We start from the raw sequence: 19093 nt of genomic DNA, 5'->3' as shown, positions 1-19093 counted from the left end.
TCTGACATTTCTTGTACCAAAGGGATTTTACGAAACACAGGATATTTCATATATGATCAATGGTGTTGAGAAAACCCGTACAGTAATCAAAGACGGAAGTTTCCAGTATCTGACAGATGATGCAGGAAATGTAGTAACAGAAGGAGTAGCACTCTTTAGCGGAGATGGTGGAACAGGATTCTTCAACTATATGTATAACGGAATCGTAAATAGTTCTGCAATCGAGATTATCGCATTCCTTATGGTAGTAGGTGGTGCATTTGGTATCATGATCCGTACAGGTGCGATTGAATCTGGATTGATCGGATTGATCCGTAAGGCCAAGGGAGCAGAAAAACTACTGATTCCGATACTTTTCGTACTGTTTTCTCTTGGTGGAGCAGTTTTCGGAATGGGAGAAGAAGCGCTTCCGTTTACTATGATTCTTTGTCCGTTGTTTGTAGCAGTTGGATATGATTCAGTTATCGCAGTTCTTGTTACTTATGTTGCCACACAGATTGGTTTCGGTTCATCTTGGATGAATCCGTTCTCTGTAGGCATTGCACAGGGTATTGCAGGTATTGACGTATTCTCCGGTGCAGGATTCCGTATGGTAATGTGGGTCGTATTTACAGCACTCGGCTGTGGAATGACTATGTTCTATGCATCAAAGATTAAAAAGAATCCGACAATCTCAATCGCATATAAGACGGATTCATATTTCCGTGAGCAGAATGAAACAACAGGAATTGACGAAGGACATTCATTTGGTCTTGGACACATTTTAGTCCTTCTGACACTGGCTGTTACAGTAGTATGGGTAGTTTGGGGAGTTATGACTCAGGGATACTACATGCCGGAGATTGCAACACAGTTCTTTATTATGGGAATTGTTTCCGGTGTGTTTGGAGTTATCTTTAAACTGAATGATATGAAACTGAATGATATTGCAACATCTTTCAAAGATGGAGCAAAAGACCTGATCGGTGCTGCCCTTGTCGTTGCTATGGCACAGGGAATCATGCAGGTTCTTGGTGGTTCTGATCCGACAACACCTACAGTTATTAATACAATTATGTATAATATTTCAAATGCATTGTCTGGAGTTTCCGGAGCAGTTGCAGCCGTACTTATGTATCTGTTCCAGTCCGTATTTAACTTCTTCGTTGTATCCGGAACAGGACAGGCTGCCATCACAATGCCGATCATGGCTCCGCTGTCAGACCTGTTAGGTGTTTCGCGTCAGACAGCTGTAGTTGCATTCCAGCTTGGTGATGCATTTACAAACCTGATTGTTCCTACATCCGGATGCTTGATTGGATCTCTTGCAATTGCAAAGATTGAGTGGTCTAACTGGATTAAATTCATGTGGAAATTCCTTGGTGTCTTAATGATTGGTGCAATCATTACAGTTCTTGTTGCAGTTGGAATTGGATTCTAAAATATGTATTTTATCTCAGTCGAGAAGACTCCCACCTCTTTTGGTGGCGAGTAATAGCAAATTTGTCTCAGTGGGAGTGATTTGTAATGAAATTAATTCAGAATATTGATGTTTATGCTCCACAGCATCTGGGGAAAAAAGATGTACTTATAATCAATGATAAGATTGTTAAGATTAAAGATACGGGTTCTATATCCGCAGACGGATTTCTTTCTGAGACAGAAAGGATCAATGGAGAGGGACTACTTTTAACTCCGGGATTCATTGATAGTCATGTTCATGTACTCGGAGGCGGTGGCGAAGGCGGATTCGCCAATCGTACTCCGGAAGCAACCATGGAAGGACTTACGAAGTTTGGAGTGACAACCGTTGTTGGCTGCCTTGGAACAGATGGAATCGGTCGTGATATGTGTGCACTGGTTGCAAAGACAAAAGGATTGAATGAGCAGGGAATGTCTGCATACTGTTATACCGGAAGTTATCAGATTCCGGTCCGCACGTTGACTGACAGTATTGTGAAAGATATTATGATGATTCAGGAAATCATTGGAACGGGAGAAATCGCGATCTCTGATCATCGTTCTTCACAGCCGACTTTCGAGGAATTTGCACGTGTCATTGCGGATACAAGGCTTGGTGGTGTTCTTTCCGGGAAAGCTGGCATTGTAAATGTTCATCTGGGCGATAGTCCGAGATGCTTAGATCTGATTGAACGAGTAGTCGATGAGACGGAGATACCGGTAACTCAAATACTGCCAACACATATCAATCGAAATGAGATGCTTTTTGGCAAGTCGATTGAGTATGCACTGAAAGGCGGAGCAGTAGACTTTACTGGAAATGAAGATATTGACTATTGGGAAACTATCTGTGATGAGGTACGTGTATGTAATGGTATCAAACGGATGTTAGATGCAGGAGTAAATCCTGACCGCATGACAATTTCTTCTGATGGACAGGGAAGCCTTCCGATGTACAGTAGTGATGGCAAATTCCTTGGAATGGGCGTTGGACAGTCCAGCTGCCTTCTGAAGGAAGTAAAGGAATGTGTATTTAAAACAGAAATTCCTTTAGAAATAGCAATTTCTACAATTACATCGAATCCAGCAGATATTCTTTGTCTTAAGGGAAAAGGTAAGGTTGAAGAAGGCTATGATGCGGATCTTTGTATTCTCGACCAGGAACTTCAGCTTGTTGAAGTGATTGCAAAAGGGAATACAGTTTATAAAAAATAAAGGATATCAGATGTGAGAAGCATCAGTCACTTAGTTGGCTGGTGCTTTTTTGCGTGCTTATACAGTTGATAAAATGATAACCTTGCATAAAAAGAGATGCTGTCTGCTGGTAGAATTAAAAAGAAAAAAAGTTGTTGACATACACCACAAATATAATAACAATTCTAAATGTTTGAATTATAATTATTCTATATGATAGAAGAAGGAGATAAATAATAAATGGATGATTCCTTTCACTACTTGGGAGAGTTATTCTTTTATCTATTTAAGCGACCAGCTTAAGGCAAAGTTGACGGTATATCGGACGTTTTGTCCGAAACCATAGCCTGATCCCTTCTTTTACATACGACAGTATGCCTGAGATACCTTTAGCCAGCCGATAATAGCTGAAATGGATTTTTTCTTTTATAGGGTCTGCTTTCTGTATGATTGCAACCTTCAGGGCATGCGTTTCTGATTTCATGGACATATGTGCCAGAAATGCCATGCACAGGGTAATATAAAAATTTAGGGCATTGATTGCAGTGAGCTTCCTCACACGGAAGTTTTCAAACTGAAACGTCTGCTTTTTTAGAGGTTTCTGGGCTTTGTGCTTGCAAAATGCTTGCAGTTTGAAGAAAATGCAACGAATAAACAAGCAAGGAGCCGATAGGGCTCCTTATGAGGGTAGGTAGGCGCTATTGCTGTTTGTTCAGTAATAACGCCTCTTTTTTCCTTCTTTCCACCATATTTGCCACCATCGTAACCACAAACGCACAACCCATTGCAGCAATCATTGCAACCACAAATGCCAGTCCCTTCCCTTCATTTGCCATAAATGGCGCAAGCACCGCCGGTACATAGGCGGTTCCTTTTACGTTGAAGAGTCCCACAATGGCGCCTCCGACTGTGGCACTGGCAAGTGCACCGGCGAATACGATTTTATTGGAGAACATAAAGGGATAAGAGGCCTCTACAAATGTTCCGAAACAGATATTAATAATGCATCCCGGAAGTGCAACGGCTGCCTCGCCTTTCTGTTTTGGCATAATGACGTTTGCCAGCGTGATGCCGGCAGATACCATAACAAGTCCTGTCATATCAATCGCTCCGAGGAAACTGAATCCCATTTCCTCCATTTCCAGCAATACAATAGGAAGAATTGCCGCGTGGTATACACCGCCGATGATGGCAGGCCAGATGAGAAGTCCTGCTACTGCTCCTGCAAGCAGGGAATTATAAGCAATGCATAGATTGATCAGGGAACAGATTCCGTTGCCGATCCACAAGGCAACCGGGGCAATCAGAAATTTTCCCACCAGACCGGCTGCCAGACCGCCGAGACCGCCGGAAGCGATATTGACGGTTGTGCCCGGCACATTGTGACGGAAGCAGAACACACTGATATAGTAGGCAAGTACACCAGCCAGGATTCCGATCACCAATCCGCCAAGAATTCCGCCGTCTACAGACAGAATGCCGGCTACAATACCTCCAACGACTCCCACCTCGTCCAGACCGGAGACTTGTTTGGCGGCGATAGCACAGATAACGATAGGAATGGAATTGACTAAGGTATCAAAGACATCGGACAGCTTTTCACATCCCGGAATTTTACTGCATGCCAGACAGAGTGCCATGGCAATAAATGCAGGAAGACTTGTCATCATAATTCCACGGAAATTGATGCGTTTCCAGATATTTCCCTGATTTTTTGCAGCTGCATTTTCACCGGTGTTACCGATGACAGGCATATATTTAATGTTCCAGTATTTTGCAAGCGCTGTTGTGAATGCAACCGCTCTGGTCCGGTTGGTTGTACCGGTGGTTCCAGATGCAGATAACACATTGCAGCCCATATTCTGTGTCAGGGCGACACCGCTTCCACCAGTTCCGGCCATTGGAATTTTGGCTCTTGCACAGGCTTCCATGGTTTGTCGGTTGGCACCGTCCGGGCTGGCACTGACGAACATCACTCCGTCAATCTCACCATCATTGATTTTCTTGGCAAGCTGAGCATCCACTTTCGCTGCCTCGGCATCGACCTCGCGCAAAGTTCCCTGAAATACGGGCTGCACTTCTTTACCATTCCAGGTAAATAAAGTTGCCGGGCTGTCCGGACCAACATTATCCAGACTGCCAGATGCCAGTACATACTGGACAAATACAATCTCCATATCTGCGGCTTTTGTCTGTCCAAAGAGTTCCTTCATCATTGCGGGAAGATCATTTCCACCTTGCTTGTAAAGATTTCCGCCGCTGCTTCCTATAAAAGCAATTTTCTTTCCCATTCTTATGTTATCCTTTCCCGTTTAAGTTACGGCTCATCTGTCTGATATCAAACTAATATGATAACGTGCTAAAGTGATACAGCAAGTTTACCATCTTCAAGTGTATTTGTAAAGGAAAAATTAAATAGATGATATTATAAGTAAAATTTCTTATAATTTGAAAATATCAATGAAAATATCAAGGAAAGAAATCCCTTGACATTTCCCACCAACATGCCTAAAATAATAAACAGATTGCATACATGAAATCAATCAAACCAAACAAACCAAAAGCTATGATCGTGTTCTATAAGATACTGTTTCCGGTCAGAGAGAAGAGGTCAGCGGCTGTGAGCCTTTTTCCGTTCAGACAGATATCCGAATTTCCCACGGGAGCTGCATTGCTGAAATTTAGAGTAGGCATTGCCGTCTGGTGTACGTTACATACCGGAAAGTGTCTGTGGCAGACGAAGAAATGACCTGCCGACAGGAAGCTGGGTGGTACCGCGGTATAGATATGATCGTCCCTTTGCACGTTTTGTGCGAAGGGATTTTTTTATGTCATGTCGCAAGCGACCGCGCGAGACGCCCGAATGTGCCAGAGAACATCCTTTATGCACAAATTCGTGTCCACAAGTTAAAGCAATATCAAGATAAAAAGCAACAAAAGTAATAGAAGGAGAGAAATCATGCAGGATTTAAAAGAACTGAATGAAGTGATCACTGCGATCAAAGAGGAAATCCGCCAGGGTGCGGATGCTCTGACGACTTCCAAGAGTGTCTATGAGTTTAAGAAGACCTTTTTGGATAATAAGCAGGGCAGAATTGGTCTGCTGATGAAAGAAATGCGCAATGTTGCCAATGACCAGAAAGCGGAATTTGGTAAGACTATCAATGGCGCCAAGGAGTGGGCAAACAATTTCTTTGACGAGCTGGATCAGAAATTAAAAGAGAAAGAGCAGCAGCAGCGCTATGAATCGGAGAAGATTGATATCACGATGCCGCCGGTTAAAATCCGTTACGGTAATCTGCATCCAGTTACGACGGTCCGCAATCAGCTGACGGATATCTTCACCTCTATGGGATTTGAGGTATATGAGGGAACCGAGATCGAGACCGATTATTATAACTTTACAGCTTTAAATACACCGCAGGATCATCCGGCGCGCGATATGCAGGATACATTCTATCTGTCTCCGGAATTCTTGCTCCGTACCCAGACATCGGCTGGACAAGTTCATGTCATGGAAGCGAAAAAACCGCCGATCAAGGTTGTTTCCCCGGGTAAAGTATTCCGTTCTGACGATGATGCGACCCATTCTCCGATGTTCAGCCAGATGGAAGGTCTGGTTGTTGATGAGGGCATCACCCTGTGTGATTTAAAGGGTATGCTGGATATGTTTGTTCAGAGAATTTTCGGTAAGCAGACAAAAACGAGACTTCGTCCGTCCTATTTCCCGTTCACGGAGCCGTCTGTTGAGGTCGATGTAAGCTGCTTCCAGTGCGGTGGCAAGGGTTGCCGTCTGTGCAAGGAAACAGGCTGGATCGAGGTTCTCGGCGCTGGTGTGGTAAATAAGAAGGTACTGGAAAACTGCGGCATTGATTCCAATAAATACAGTGGATTCGCATTCGGATTGGGTCTGGAGCGTATCGCAATGCTGAAATACGGCATCAACAACATCAAGATGCTTTTTGAGTCTGATCTGCGTGTGCTGGATCAGATCGATGACTGATCAGGACAGGAGGATTAGAAATGCTTGTACCGTTAAGCTGGTTAAAAGATTATGTAGATATTAATATTTCCGCAGATGAGCTGGAGAAGAAGCTTTTTGACTGTGGATTTGAGGTAGAAGAAAAATGGCAGGTTGGCAAGGATATCAGCGGCATCGTCGTTGGTTATGTTGACTCCTGTGAGCCGATTCCGGAAACACATCTTCATGTGTGCCAGGTCAATGTAGGTGCTCCGGAACTCTTACAGATCTGCTGTGGCGCTGACAATGTAAAAGCTGGCGGAAAATTCCCAGTTGCCATGATTGGCGCGAAAGTATATGCAACTGCAAAAGATCATGTGACGATCGAGGGCGTGGCCACCATTAAAAAGGGTAAATTGAGAGGTTATGAGTCCCAGGGTATGCTGTGTTCCGGTACCGAGCTTGGCTTAAACGAGGATCTGTATCCGGGTGCTGGTTACAACGGATTGCTGGTTCTGCCGGAAGATGCGGAAATTGGTTCGGATGTCAAAGAGCTGACCGGCTTAAATGACTGGATCTTCGATGTTTCTATCACGGCAAACCGTCCGGACTGCCAGAGTATTTTCGGTCTGGCAAGAGAGGTTGCTGCCGCACTGGGCGAGCCGCTCAAGACACCGGCACTGGATTACACTGAGACAGAAGTTGAGAAAGAAGGCTTCAACGTAACGGTAGAGGCACAGGATCTTTGCCCGCGTTACATTGCACACTATGTATATGACGTAAAACTGGGTCAGTCCCCGGCATGGATGAGACGACGTCTGGCTTTGGTAGGAAATAATTCCATTTCCAATATTGTTGATATTACAAACTATATCATGCGTGAGTTAGGTCAGCCGCTTCATGCGTTTGACTGCGATTATCTGGAGGGCAATGCGATCAATGTAAGACGCGCGGCCGAGGGCGAGAAGATCGTGACACTGGATGAGAAAGAATTTACCTTAAATCCGAACAATCTGGTTATCTGCGACGGCAAAAAGCCGGTAGCACTTGCCGGAATCATGGGTGGTTTAAATTCTGAGGTTCGTGATACCACGACGGAAGTGATGTTCGAGGCAGCTAAATTTGCCCGTGACAACATCCGCAGAAGCTCCCGTGCATTAGGACAGGGATCCGACGCGAGCCAGCGATATTCTAAGGGCGTCGATGAGTACACAACCGAGATGGCGATGAAACGTGCCCTGCATCTGGTTGAGGAGCTGGGAGCTGGTAAGATTTCCAAGACCCATAAAAATGTAAATACCGGAAACTCCTTAGAGCCGACTACATTCAAGACAAGTGTTAAGAAGGTAAACGCTGTTCTGGGTATTACCGTTCCGGATGAGGATATTCTTCGCATCCTGACTGGCTTAAACTTCCAGCCGGAGATCAATGGTGATGAGCTGACCCTGCATTTCCCGGCATACCGCGAGGATATGGAAGATTATCCGGATGTAGCCGAGGAAGTAATCCGTATGTATGGCTATGACCATATCGTTTCCACCTTTATGCCGACTGCAAAGGTAACCATCGGCGGAAGCAACCTGCGTCAGAGAACCATTCTGAAGGTAAAGAGAACGCTGTGCAGTGTTGGCGCATTTGAGGGAATGCATTATTCCTTCTTCTCCCCGTCGGATCTGGATGAAATGGGATTTGCAGAGGACGCGCCAGAGCGCAGGGCGATCCGCATCATGAATCCGATCAACGAGGATCTGTCCCTGATGAGAACAACACTGGCACCGCAGATGATTCATGCGATGGGACGCAACCAGAAGAGAGGCATCTTCGAGGGACGTATCTTCGAGATTGGAAATGCATTTATTCCGAAGTCCCTGCCTCTGACGGAATATCCGGAAGAGCGAGAGACGCTGTGCATCGGTGTATTTGGTAGGGAAGAGTCTTTCTTTACCTTAAAGGGAATGGCAGAGGCAGTTGCCGATGTTTTAAATATTACTTTTAACTATGAAAAAGCAGAGAAACCGTTCCTGCATCCGTATCAGACCGCAGCGATCTTCTGCGAGGGCGAGGAGATTGGTTACCTCGGTAAGGTAAAATATGAGATCATGAAGGAAGAGGCAATGCGCGAAGATGCGTATGTGTTGGAGATCAGCATGAAAGCGCTGGAGAAATGGTATGGAAAAGCCAAAGTATTTGAGCCGCTTCCAAAATTCCCGGAGGAAAAACGTGATCTGGCGCTGGTTATGGACAAAGACATCACCTGCGGACAGGTTGAGGGCTGTATCCGCGAGGCTTGTGCTTACGTCAAGGATGTTAGCCTGTTCGACGTATACGAGGGCAGACAGATCGCAGCCGATAAGAAATCGATGGCATTTACCGTTCTCTTTACTCCGAAGGAAGAGGCGTTCAAGGCAGATACCGTTGACGGATATGTCAAGAAAGTGCTGAAACAGCTGAATAAGACGTATGGAATTGAGCTGAGAAGCTGATTTTGAAGGAAAGAAAAGGCTGCTGTCCAGAGAGAGAAACTTTGGACGGCAGTCTTTTTGTGTAATAGGAAATTCCTTGGAATTCCCTATTACACAAAAAGGCACTAACGTGCCAATGATGCGCACTCGCGCGAAGCAGAAACATGTCGCAAGCGACCGCGATCGGCGCGAGAATGTGCCAAGGCACATTCTTTTTCACGTTCATAAAAAATGTTTGATGATAAGTTTGATTACGCTTCATTTTCTATTCGTATAATCACAATATCATTTAATTTCAAAACCATATTTTTCTGCGGAAGCACCGACAGATCATCGCGCAGCACCAGAAATATCTTGATATTCTGCTCTTCTTCCATCTCTTCAATGGTTTTTCCGGCATACCGTTTATCGACGAAAACCTCGGCAATTTCCTGAATATCCGCGTCCTTCATGCTGGACAGGCTGCTCTTGCGCTGGTACTGTTCGACGAAACCGGCGCTTATGATACCGGTTGGGATCGCGACGGCACCGACTCCGAGGTAGGCGATGCAGATCGCCATCACGCGCCCAAGCGTTGTGACCGGGTAAATATCGCCGTAACCGACGGTCAGCAGCGTGGACATACTCCACCAGATGCCGCTGAATGCATTGCGGAAAATGTCCGGCTGAGCGTTGTGCTCGACACTATACATGCACATGCTACTCGCCAGCATCAGAACCATGACGATGAACACAGAGGAAATGATCTGGTTCCGTTTTTCATAGAGTACGGTGGTAATGATGTTGAACGAGTCGTATTTCGCATTGAGCCGGAACAGATGGAAAATCCGCGCCACGCGCAGCATACGGAAAATGATGAAGCCCGACAGAAAAAAGACCGGGATGATCGTCAGCAGATCCACCACTCCATCAAAGGAAATGAGAAAGCAGAACCGGGCGCGTCCCGGTGTTTTTTCTGGATAGAGATAGTCGGCAGTCCAGATGCGCAGCGCGTATTCAATACAGAAAATCAGGACACTGGCATGTTCCAGCATGGTAAACAGACCACCGAAGGATGTTAATTGATCGAATGTTTCCAGAAACGTGACAATGATATTGCAGATGATCGTGAAGGTGATGAAAATATCGAATGCACGGCTGATACGGTTGCTCTTGTCGCCGATCTGGATGATGTTAAATATTTTTTCTTTCATAGTGGATATTTTTATAATAATTTTTGGGTGAATGTGTTTCCCTGTTGGTATAAAAGAGGGAGGTTATCTCAGTCGAGAAGACTCCCACCTCTTCAGGTGGTGAGTAATAGCAAATTTGTCTCAGTGGAAGCCTTGTCTCCGACTGAGATAAACGCTCCGCGAGGTTGCACAGTGATTCTGATAGGAATATGTCAGCTTCGCTGACCAGGATCACGCGCCAAGTCTCACGGACGTTCGACTTGAATATAGTTGCAGATACTATTATTGTATCATTTTCAGGCATCCCTTGCAATCTTTCTGGTGTCTGGGTATAATTTCCGTAGGTATTTTAAAAGGTAAGGAGGAATACGATGCTGTTTATTTATTATCCAAAATGCAGTACCTGCCAGAAAGCAAAAAAATGGCTGGATGCACAGGAAATTTCATATACAGAGCGCCATATCGTGGAGGAAAATCCGACGTATGAGGAATTGAAGAAGTGGCAGGCGAGAAGCGGGCTGCCGATCAAGAAATTTTTCAATACGAGTGGGATGCTATATAAGGAAATGCAGTTAAAGGATAAGCTGCCGCAGATGAGCGAGGACGAACAGTTGAAGCTGCTTGCCACCAATGGGATGTTGGTAAAACGCCCTGTCATTGTGGATGGAGATACTGTTTTAACGGGATTTCGGGAAAAGGAATGGGAAGAGAAGCTGCGGTGATGGACTGGGAGCAGAAGTTTCCTTTCTTACGTGAAAAAGGACACGTGGTCTCGCTGATTGGCGGAGGCGGAAAGACGACGCTTCTGTATGCGCTGTCGGCGTACTGCACGGCGAAGGGATGGCGGGTGCTGACGACGACGACGACGCATATTCGGAAGCCGGTAAATGTGCCGTGGATTGCGGTAAATGAGGAAGAAAATACCGCGTGGGAGAATGCCGGAAAAGAGCGCGATCGTCTCTGGCAGCAGGGAACCTACGTCGTAGCCGGAACCCCAGCCCCACACGAAAAATTGACAATTCTGCCAGAATCGATTCGAAGCGAGTGGATTTCGGATGCAGATATCACATTTCTGGAGGCGGATGGCGCGAAATGTCTTCCGTGTAAATTTCCGGCGGCACATGAGCCGGTGATACTGCCGCAGAGCGATATCGTGCTGGCGGTCGCGGGGCTGAGTGCCCTGTATCGTCCGCTGGGGGAGGTGTGCTTCCGGGCGGAACTGGCGATTGAGGCGTGGAACAGGGATGTGTGCGAGTATGGGGACGCAGCTTATCCCAAAGAAGGAAAAAGACTGCTCAAAGAAGTGCCTATTTCGAAAGATACGTCTTTGACCCCAGAACTTCTGGCGTGGCTTCTTGGTAGCGAAAACGGTGCCAGAAAAGATATATCGGGGCGTTCGTTTTTTGTGGTTCTGAACCAGGCGGACACGTCAGAGCGCCGGGAGGATGGCAGAAAGGTACTGGATATCCTGAAACATAGCTACGGAATTCAGGGAATTTTAACTTCCTTTTCAGGAACAGAACGAAATCGGGAGTGAGAGAGATGAGTGAGAAAAAGGATATCGTATTTTGTACGGGCGGAGGCTGTACGGCAAAGCTGGGAGCCGGTGTTTTAAGCCGCATTTTGGAAAAACTACCGCGCGGCGAGAAGGATCCGAATCTTTTGGTCGGATATGACAGCCGGGACGATGCGGCAGTGTATCAGGTCACGGAGGATCTGGCGCTGGTGCAGACGGTTGATTTCTTCCCGCCGATGGTGGACGATCCGTATATTTTTGGACAGGTTGCAGCGGCAAATGCGCTGAGCGACGTGTACGCGATGGGCGGTGAGGTCAAGACGGCGCTGAATCTGGTGTGTTTTCCGGAATCAATGGATTTGAATGTTCTGGGACAGATTTTACAGGGCGGTGCGGAGAAGGTGGCAGAAGCAGGCGGCATTCTCGCGGGCGGTCACTCGATCGCGGACACGGGCGTGAAATACGGTTTGTCCGTGACGGGACTGGTAAATCCGAAAAAGCTGTACGCCAATGATGCCGGACAGCCGGGCGACCGCCTGATTTTGACAAAGGCATTGGGTGTTGGGCTGATTTGTTCGGCAAACCGCGTCGGAGAAGTGACAAAAGAGCAGATGGACGGGGCGGTACAGTCGATGACGACGCTCAATAAAACAGCGGCGGAAATCAGCCGGAAGTACACGGTTCACGCGTGCACAGATGTGACTGGGTTTGGTTTTCTGGGACATCTGCATGAAATGATGGGGCGCGGGCTGTCGTGCGAGATTGATGTGAACCATATCCCGGTGCTTCCGGGCGCACGTGAGTCGGCAGACGCGTTTTTATACACGGCGGCAGGACAGAGAAACCGCAACCATGTCGGGGCGGCGGTGCAGTTTGAAAATGTACCGTTTTCAATGGAAGAGGTCTTGTTTGACCCGCAGACCTCCGGCGGACTTCTGATGGCAGCTGCCCCGAATGAGGCGGAGAAACTGGAACAGGAGCTGCAGAACGCCGGGCTTCCGGCGCGGATCGTGGGAACGATCACGGAACCGGGAGAGGTTGAAATTTTTGTACGAGGATAGGAGGAAACAGAAATGAAGAAAGTAGATGCAAGAGGAGACGCATGCCCGATTCCGGTCGTAAAGGCAAAACACGCGATAGAGGAACTTTCGGGTGCCGGACAGGTGGAAGTGCTGGTGGATAATGAGATTGCAGTTCAGAATCTGACGAAAATGGCAGAGCAGAAGGGCTATCAGAGCAGTGCAAAGAAGCTGGCGGATCAGGAATATCAGGTTATCTTTACGGTGGGTGAACAGACAGAAGAGGAAAAAGCGCAGGCAGGAGCCGGATGCGAAGCCTGTATTCCGGACAGCCGTACCGATACCGTGGTTGTGATTGCCAATGATAAGATGGGCGAGGGCAGTGAGGAACTTGGAAAGACGCTTTTGAAGGCATTTACATTTGCCCTGACCCAGCAGGACAACTTGCCGAAAACCATTCTTTTCTATAACGGCGGAGCCAGTCTGACCTGTGAAGGATCTCCGATGCTGGAGGATCTGAAGACACTGGAGGCAGAAGGTGTGGAGATCCTGACCTGCGGCACCTGCCTGAATTTCTATGGTCTGACCGAGAAGCTGGCAGTCGGCGGTGTAACCAACATGTATGTCATCGCTGAAAAAATGCTGGGCGCTGGAAATGTGGTAAAACCATGATTTATATGGACAATGCGGCGACTTCGCTTCAAAAGCCGCTGCAGGTGGAACAGGCAGTCCTTGAGGCGCTTCGCACCGCAGGAAATCCGGGGCGCGGCGCGCATGAGGCAACCTTACATGCTTCAAGACTGGTGTACGGGGCACGTGCGGCAGCGGCAGAATTGTTCGATGCGGAAGATGCGTCGCGGATTGCCTTTACGGCAAACGCAACGGAGGCGCTGAACATAGCCATTTCCGGGCTGATCCGTCCGGGCGATCACGTGATCACGACGGTCTGTGAGCATAATTCGGTGCTGCGCCCTCTTTACCGTCTGCGTGATCAGGGAGCGACGCTTAGTTTTGTGGGTGTGGATGCGCGTGGAAATCTAAAATATGAAGAGTTGGAAGCATTTCTGCGCCCGGAGACGCGTGCGGTGGTAATTACCGGCGCGTCCAACGTGACAGGAAATGTGACGGATCTTTCCTATATTTCTTCGTTTGTTAAACGGAATGGACTGCTTCTGATTGTGGATGCGTCGCAGACTGCAGGGGAAGAACTGTTTTCCGTGCAGAAGCTCGGAATCGACGTGCTCTGTTTTACCGGGCATAAGGCGCTTCTGGGACCACAGGGAACCGGCGGGCTGTATGTGAAGCCGGGACTTTCGGTGGAACCGCTTCTGGTTGGCGGCAGCGGCATTCACAGTTATGATGAACACCATCCGAAGGAAATGCCAACGGTACTCGAAGCCGGGACGCTCAATGTCCATGGTCTGGCGGGGCTGGCAGCAGGCATCCGTTACCGGATGGATCAGGGGATCGAGAAATTGCAGAAACGGGAGCGGGATTTAACACGCCGTTTTTACGAACAGGTGAAGGAAATTCCGGGCATCATTGTGTATGGAGATCCGGCGACAAAATGTCATGCGCCGATCGTCTCCCTCAACCTTGCTGGGGAAGATTCGGCACGTGTGGCGGATGCACTCTGGGAAGAATACGGCATCTGCGTCCGCGCGGGGGCACACTGTGCGCCGCTCATGCACCGGGCGCTTGGAACGGTCGGTCAGGGAGTGGTGCGGTTCAGTTTTTCGCATTTTAATACGGAAGAGGAGATTGAGAGGGCAGCAGAAGCAGTTCGGGCGCTGGCAGAGGAAGCGTAGGGGAGAAATTGGTAGTATGAGAGAAAAAAATCCATTTATCGTACTGTCCTTTCAGACAACTGTGGCGGCGATGGAATGGGAAAAACGATGTATGGAAATGGGCATTCCGGGACGTTTAATTCCACTTCCGAGGGAGATTTCTGCCGGCTGTGGTCTTGCGTGGCGGATGCGTCCGGAAGAGTGGGAGCAGTGGAGCGGACGGATAGATACTTCTGTTTATGATAAGGTGTCGTGTGTGTGGCAGTAAAAAGAATTACTCTAAAAGCAGAAAACACAATCAAAAGAATTATTTGAAGAAGAAGCTGCATAAACAGGTAATGGAAATAATAGTAACAAAAGTGAGATAGGAGAAGGCATCCTCATGAAACGAGATGATTTAATTATTGTGCGCGGCGGCGGTGACCTGGCAACTGGGACGATTCATCGGCTCTGGGCGGCAGGGCTTCGGGTGCTGGTGCTGGAGATTGAAAATCCGGCGGCGATCCGGCGACAGGTAGCTCTGTGTGAGGCGGTTTATACAAAAACAACTGAGGTCGAGGGGCTTCGTGCTGTCCGGATTGATCGATATGAGGAGGCAGAAGCGGTCTGGCAGGAAAATAGCGTGCCGATTTTGATTGATCCGAAAGGTGTGTCGATTGGAGCGCTGAAACCGGCTGTTGTGATCGATGCGATTTTGGCAAAGCGAAATCTTGGAACCCGCCGGGATATGGCACCGCTCACGATTGCACTTGGTCCGGGCTTTACGGCAGGTGAGGATGTGGATGTTGTGGTGGAGACAAAGCGCGGTCACCGGCTGGGGCGAATTATCCGCGAGGGTGCGGCAATCCCGAATACGGGGATTCCGGGCGTGATCGGTGGATACGGTGCAGAGCGGGTGATTCACGCGCAGGCAGCGGGTATTTTCAAAAATGTGCGTGTGATCGGTGATATCGTCGAAGCCGGGGACACGATCGCGGAGATTTGGCAGGAGGACGGAACGAAACTTCTGGTTCAGACACAGATCACGGGCATTCTGCGAGGTCTTTTGCGGGATGGTTATCTGGTGACGGAACATTTCAAGGTAGCAGATGTCGATCCGAGAAAAGAGGAACTTTCCAACTGTTTTCTGATCTCGGACAAGGCGAGATGTATCGCGGGAAGTGTACTGGAGTTGGTGTGTGCCCAGTTATGGAAGTAAAAGAGAGACTATAGCAATAGTTCCTTTGAGAAAAATTCTAAGAAATTTCATCCTAATCATTGACGTATAGTAAAAAAATAACGTAAAGCTTTCTGGATAAGCTCCTTTGGCAGGTAGCTTTGATAAAAATCAGGATCTGGTTTTGGAAGATGATCCCTATGATTGTTAGAATCTTCATGTCATAGGAAACTTCGTCCTATGACACAAAAAATGCTCCGCGGAAAAGCACAGCGAACTATAAAGACGCTGTGCCTTCCGGGGTTTCTTCCCCTTCATTTGCTTCCTCCATGGTGACAACCGGCTGGATCGGTTCATCGGTGTAGCGGACGCGCAGGACAGCCTGGGGCCAGTTAAGCTTAATGAGAGCTGTTTTCTGTCGTTCTTTTCCGGCTTTTTCGATTAGGTCGAGCAGTTCACGCAGAACTTCCTTTGTCAGATAGCCGCCGCGCCAGTGAAACGTCAGTGTTTTTCCTTTTTTGGCCGCCTGTAAGGAGCGCTTGTAAACATCCTCCTGTTTGGTAAAGGAAAGCTTCTTTTCTTTGTAGTAGAAATGATCGCTGTCCGTGCAGGCGGGAGCCGGTGCGATAAGAGGTTCGTGATCCCGGAAGATGGCTTTATCATCCAGATTGAAATAATCGTAGCGGATCTCCTCTCCGGTCTGGCTGCATTTGCCGAGACTGTTGTCGAAGGTAGCATCCAGATGGTAGTACGTTTTTCCGATCTTGACGATGTTCCAGGTATGGCGGTATTTGATGCCCTTTTCAGGGTTATTGCCGCAGAGCGCGATCATGCACCAGATGCCGAGCGTATCACAAAGAATTTTGACCGATTTGGCGATGCCCTCGCAGACGCCGACGCCCTGTCCCAGAGGTCCGATGATCTCATGGGAGTAGGGCTTTTTTAATTTGTCATAGTGAACGTGTTCGCAGATAAAATCGTGGATATAGCGTTCTTTTTCCAGTTCAGTCAGCTTCATTGCCGGGCGGGCAAGTTTTTCGACGCGGGCGCCCATCGCTTTCTGATGTTCGCGGATCTTGCCCTTGTCAAAGAGGTATTCCGGTATCAGGATCAGGTTCGGGGAATCAGGGTAATACTTATATTTAAAGCCGGAAGCCCAGAAAATCTCCGGGTGATCGAGCCGCAGTTCAAAAAATACATTGCTTAAATCCTTTCCCTCCAGGCGCGGAATCTGAAATTCGTCGGAGAGATTGGTAAGCCCCTGCTGCATGGCGCGGTAGACGGCTTGCTGGTTCTTGTTCATGTGATTATAGTAAAATGGTTCCATTTTGATATTCCTTTGTAACTCTTTATACTTTAGTGTGATTCAGCCGCTTTCTCAATCTGCCCGGATTCCGGGTCAAACCAGACGCGATCGCCCTCATCGATTCCGGCATCATAGAGTGCCTGATCCGCGATGCGTATCGTGTATTCTGGATGCTCTGAGAGGTTTGCATTTTCAGTTGTGTCCAGCAGACGGACACAGACCATCGTTTCCTGTCCGTCCGGGCGTTCTTCACAGCCAAAATCGGCTTCGTATATTTCTAAAACCCGGCAAAGACGCGGGAATGTTTGATTGTTGTTCATTGTATATATGCCTCATTCCATGGGAAAATTTCTGTTTTTATCTTTTTAATTTTAGCAGAAGATGATAAGGCAGGCAAGTAGAGATGAAGGGGGGAATAAATTAAATGCGAAGCCACGGCAAAATCCGTTACTGGACACGTATGCGTGAACAGTAACGATGGGGCGGCTGGGAAGAAAAGCGGGAGGGGGAGAAATTTGAGGAGAAAATTGCCGGCAGATACTTGTAATTCTAATAAAAACAGGTAGAATAGAAGCTGTCTATGTCCGCGGGAGACGGACATAAAAGTTACAATCACGGGGGTTATAAGTAAATGGCAAAAAAGAAAAACAGCTTCAGCGGTTCGCTGGGCTTTGTGCTGGCAGCAGCCGGAAGTGCCGTCGGTGTGGGAAATATCTGGCGTTTCCCGTATTTATGTGCGAAAGACGGAGGCGGACTGTTCCTGCTGGTGTATCTGGTGCTGGTGGCGACATTTGGATTTGTGCTTCTGACGACGGATGTGGCGATCGGCAGAAGAACGAAGGAGAATGCGCTGCGGGCGTTTGGAACGCTGCATCCGAAGTGGAAGTTTGTCGGATATCTGACGTTTCTGGTTCCGATGTTAATTATGACGTATTATTCGGTCATCGGCGGATGGATCACGAAATATTTCTTTGAGTATTTGAAGACATCCGGCAGGGATGTGGCGGAGGACGGATATTTTACATCGTTTATCACGGAAAAGAATGCGCCGCTGATTTTCACGGGAATCTTTCTGGCGCTCACAATCTGGATTGTATACAGAGGTGTGGAGAAGGGAATTGAGAAATTTTCCTGTTTTATCATGCCGGGACTGATCCTGTTAGTCATCGGAATCGCGATTTTTTCACTGACGCTTTCCTACACGGACGCGGATGGGACGGTCCGGACGGGAATACAGGGATTCCTCGTCTACGTGCGCCCGGATTTTACGGGACTGACGGTAAAAGGATTTCTGGAAGTACTGCTGGATGCGATGAGCCAGCTCTTTTTCTCACTGAGTGTGTCGATGGGAATTATGGTAACATATGGTTCTTATGTCAAAGATGAGATCGATTTGAACAAGGCGACCAACCAGATTGAATTTTTTGATACAGGTGTGGCGCTTCTGTCCGGTATGATGATTATTCCGGCGGTCTTTGTATTTTTAGGACGCGACGGCATGGCGTCCGGTCCGAGTCTGACCTTTATTTCGCTTCCAGAGGTATTTCAGGCGATGGGCGGTGCCGGTCATATCGTGGGACTTGCATTTTTCCTGATGCTTGGCTTTGCGGCGCTGACATCCTGCGTTTCTGTCATGGAAACGCTGGTTGCCAACTGCATGGAAGTGTTTGGAAAGACGAGAAAACAGATGTGTGTGATGGTCGGAATCTATTCCCTGATCACGGCGGTTCTCATTTGTCTGGGCTACAATGTTCTGTATTTTGAGTTGAAGCTGCCGAACGGTTCCACCGGACAGCTGCTTGATGTGATGGATTATATCAGCAACAGCTTCCTTATGCCGATCATTTCCTTCTTAACCAGCATCCTGATCGGATGGGTGGTCGGACCGAAGTGGATCGTGGAAGAAGTCGAGAAAAATGGGGAACATTTTTCAAGAGCAGGTATGTACAGCTTCTTGATCCGGTATATTGTGCCGGCTGTCATGCTGGTTCTTTTCCTGGTATCGACCGGGTTTATTAATATGCTGTAATGAAAAATGGTTTTAGCTGGTTTTCACGGTAAATATGTGAACTGGTTAAAA

At 47.7% G+C, this 19093-nt stretch carries 16 protein-coding genes; 12 read left to right on the top strand and 4 right to left on the bottom strand.

What is annotated here, in order from left to right; genetic code table 11:
• Positions 1-1420 (top strand): putative basic amino acid antiporter YfcC (gene yfcC / locus PUQ60_RS02285; RefSeq protein WP_273482824.1); only part of this gene is annotated, 1420 nt, incomplete at its 5' end.
• A gap of 86 nt (positions 1421-1506) precedes the next feature.
• On the top strand, positions 1507-2655 hold the full coding sequence (gene iadA / locus PUQ60_RS02280) for a beta-aspartyl-peptidase (RefSeq protein WP_273482822.1): 1149 nt from the start codon (positions 1507-1509) through the stop codon (positions 2653-2655).
• Positions 2656-3332: 677 nt separating this feature from the next.
• Here the strand turns inward: iadA and PUQ60_RS02275 are convergent.
• Positions 3333-4925, bottom strand: a complete 1593-nt coding sequence (locus PUQ60_RS02275; RefSeq protein WP_273401229.1) for a PTS sugar transporter — start codon at positions 4923-4925, stop codon at positions 3333-3335.
• A gap of 668 nt (positions 4926-5593) precedes the next feature.
• Between PUQ60_RS02275 and pheS the strand changes: the two genes are divergently transcribed.
• A complete protein-coding gene (gene pheS, locus PUQ60_RS02270; RefSeq protein ID WP_273379376.1) occupies positions 5594-6637 on the top strand; it encodes a phenylalanine--tRNA ligase subunit alpha in 1044 nt (347 codons plus the stop codon).
• 20 nt (positions 6638-6657) lie between these two features.
• Positions 6658-9078 (top strand): phenylalanine--tRNA ligase subunit beta, encoded by a 2421-nt coding sequence (gene pheT / locus PUQ60_RS02265; protein ID WP_273379374.1) that lies wholly within the window; start codon positions 6658-6660, stop codon positions 9076-9078.
• Between the two features lie 230 nt (positions 9079-9308).
• Here the strand turns inward: pheT and PUQ60_RS02260 are convergent, their stop codons facing one another.
• A complete protein-coding gene (locus PUQ60_RS02260; protein WP_022359086.1) occupies positions 9309-10250 on the bottom strand; it encodes an ion transporter in 942 nt (313 codons plus the stop codon).
• Between the two features lie 350 nt (positions 10251-10600).
• On the opposite strand from PUQ60_RS02260, the gene PUQ60_RS02255 reads away from it, so the two are divergent.
• The 7 genes from PUQ60_RS02255 (at position 10601) to yqeB (ending at position 15749) form a co-directional block, all read left to right on the top strand.
• Positions 10601-10951 carry an arsenate reductase family protein gene (locus PUQ60_RS02255; RefSeq protein WP_022359085.1) on the top strand — a complete coding sequence of 117 codons (351 nt, stop codon included), beginning with the start codon at positions 10601-10603 and terminating at the stop codon, positions 10949-10951.
• Complete coding sequence (gene yqeC, locus PUQ60_RS02250; protein WP_273379359.1) at positions 10930-11766, top strand: selenium cofactor biosynthesis protein YqeC; 837 nt, start codon at positions 10930-10932, stop codon at positions 11764-11766. The genes PUQ60_RS02255 and yqeC overlap by 22 nt, the downstream gene beginning before the upstream one ends.
• 5 nt (positions 11767-11771) lie before the next feature.
• The gene (selD, locus tag PUQ60_RS02245; protein ID WP_273379356.1) at positions 11772-12806 is read left to right on the top strand and encodes a selenide, water dikinase SelD; all 1035 of its coding nucleotides are present in this window, start codon (positions 11772-11774) and stop codon (positions 12804-12806) included.
• Positions 12807-12818: 12 nt separating this feature from the next.
• Complete coding sequence (yedF, locus tag PUQ60_RS02240) at positions 12819-13436, top strand: sulfurtransferase-like selenium metabolism protein YedF (RefSeq protein ID WP_022359082.1); 618 nt, start codon at positions 12819-12821, stop codon at positions 13434-13436.
• A complete protein-coding gene (locus tag PUQ60_RS02235; protein ID WP_273379353.1) occupies positions 13433-14572 on the top strand; it encodes an aminotransferase class V-fold PLP-dependent enzyme in 1140 nt (379 codons plus the stop codon). Before yedF ends, PUQ60_RS02235 begins: the two co-directional genes overlap by 4 nt.
• 16 nt (positions 14573-14588) lie before the next feature.
• Positions 14589-14819: a DUF3343 domain-containing protein gene (locus tag PUQ60_RS02230; protein ID WP_273400987.1), complete on the top strand. Its 231-nt coding sequence runs from the start codon at positions 14589-14591 to the stop codon at positions 14817-14819.
• 114 nt (positions 14820-14933) lie between these two features.
• A complete protein-coding gene (gene yqeB / locus PUQ60_RS02225; RefSeq protein WP_107000533.1) occupies positions 14934-15749 on the top strand; it encodes a selenium-dependent molybdenum cofactor biosynthesis protein YqeB in 816 nt (271 codons plus the stop codon).
• A 235-nt stretch (positions 15750-15984) separates the two neighbouring features.
• On the opposite strand, the gene PUQ60_RS02220 is transcribed toward yqeB, so the two are convergent.
• Together PUQ60_RS02220 and PUQ60_RS02215 are read right to left on the bottom strand one after the other, a co-directional pair.
• The gene (locus PUQ60_RS02220) at positions 15985-17034 is read right to left on the bottom strand and encodes a transglutaminase domain-containing protein (protein WP_273379347.1); all 1050 of its coding nucleotides are present in this window, start codon (positions 17032-17034) and stop codon (positions 15985-15987) included.
• 29 nt (positions 17035-17063) lie between these two features.
• Positions 17064-17333 (bottom strand): hypothetical protein, encoded by a 270-nt coding sequence (locus tag PUQ60_RS02215; protein ID WP_273379345.1) that lies wholly within the window; start codon positions 17331-17333, stop codon positions 17064-17066.
• Between the two features lie 311 nt (positions 17334-17644).
• On the opposite strand from PUQ60_RS02215, the gene PUQ60_RS02210 reads away from it, so the two are divergent.
• Positions 17645-19042: a sodium-dependent transporter gene (locus PUQ60_RS02210; RefSeq protein WP_273379343.1), complete on the top strand. Its 1398-nt coding sequence runs from the start codon at positions 17645-17647 to the stop codon at positions 19040-19042.
• The last annotated feature ends 51 nt before the right edge of the window (positions 19043-19093 follow it).

The organism is Clostridium sp. AF02-29 (assembly GCF_934835585.1).
In the GTDB taxonomy this organism is placed as follows: domain Bacteria; phylum Bacillota; class Clostridia; order Lachnospirales; family Lachnospiraceae; genus Otoolea; species Otoolea fessa.
This window is presented reverse-complemented; position numbering and strand designations above follow the sequence as displayed.

Bases quoted from the DNA above. Each gene is read 5' to 3' on its own strand.
- PUQ60_RS02235 (WP_273379353.1), top strand. From the start codon at position 13,433: ATGATTTATATGGACAATGCGGCGACTTCGCTTCAAAAGCCGCTGCAG.
- yqeB (WP_107000533.1), top strand. From the start codon at position 14,934: ATGAAACGAGATGATTTAATTATTGTGCGCGGCGGCGGTGACCTGGCA.
- PUQ60_RS02215 (WP_273379345.1), bottom strand. From the start codon at position 17,333: ATGAACAACAATCAAACATTCCCGCGTCTTTGCCGGGTTTTAGAAATA.
- PUQ60_RS02255 (WP_022359085.1), top strand. From the start codon at position 10,601: ATGCTGTTTATTTATTATCCAAAATGCAGTACCTGCCAGAAAGCAAAA.
- iadA (WP_273482822.1), top strand. From the start codon at position 1,507: ATGAAATTAATTCAGAATATTGATGTTTATGCTCCACAGCATCTGGGG.
- PUQ60_RS02230 (WP_273400987.1), top strand. From the start codon at position 14,589: ATGAGAGAAAAAAATCCATTTATCGTACTGTCCTTTCAGACAACTGTG.
- PUQ60_RS02220 (WP_273379347.1), bottom strand. From the start codon at position 17,034: ATGGAACCATTTTACTATAATCACATGAACAAGAACCAGCAAGCCGTC.
- PUQ60_RS02275 (WP_273401229.1), bottom strand. From the start codon at position 4,925: ATGGGAAAGAAAATTGCTTTTATAGGAAGCAGCGGCGGAAATCTTTAC.
- pheS (WP_273379376.1), top strand. From the start codon at position 5,594: ATGCAGGATTTAAAAGAACTGAATGAAGTGATCACTGCGATCAAAGAG.
- PUQ60_RS02260 (WP_022359086.1), bottom strand. From the start codon at position 10,250: ATGAAAGAAAAAATATTTAACATCATCCAGATCGGCGACAAGAGCAAC.
- yedF (WP_022359082.1), top strand. From the start codon at position 12,819: ATGAAGAAAGTAGATGCAAGAGGAGACGCATGCCCGATTCCGGTCGTA.
- selD (WP_273379356.1), top strand. From the start codon at position 11,772: ATGAGTGAGAAAAAGGATATCGTATTTTGTACGGGCGGAGGCTGTACG.
- yqeC (WP_273379359.1), top strand. From the start codon at position 10,930: ATGGGAAGAGAAGCTGCGGTGATGGACTGGGAGCAGAAGTTTCCTTTC.
- PUQ60_RS02210 (WP_273379343.1), top strand. From the start codon at position 17,645: ATGGCAAAAAAGAAAAACAGCTTCAGCGGTTCGCTGGGCTTTGTGCTG.
- pheT (WP_273379374.1), top strand. From the start codon at position 6,658: ATGCTTGTACCGTTAAGCTGGTTAAAAGATTATGTAGATATTAATATT.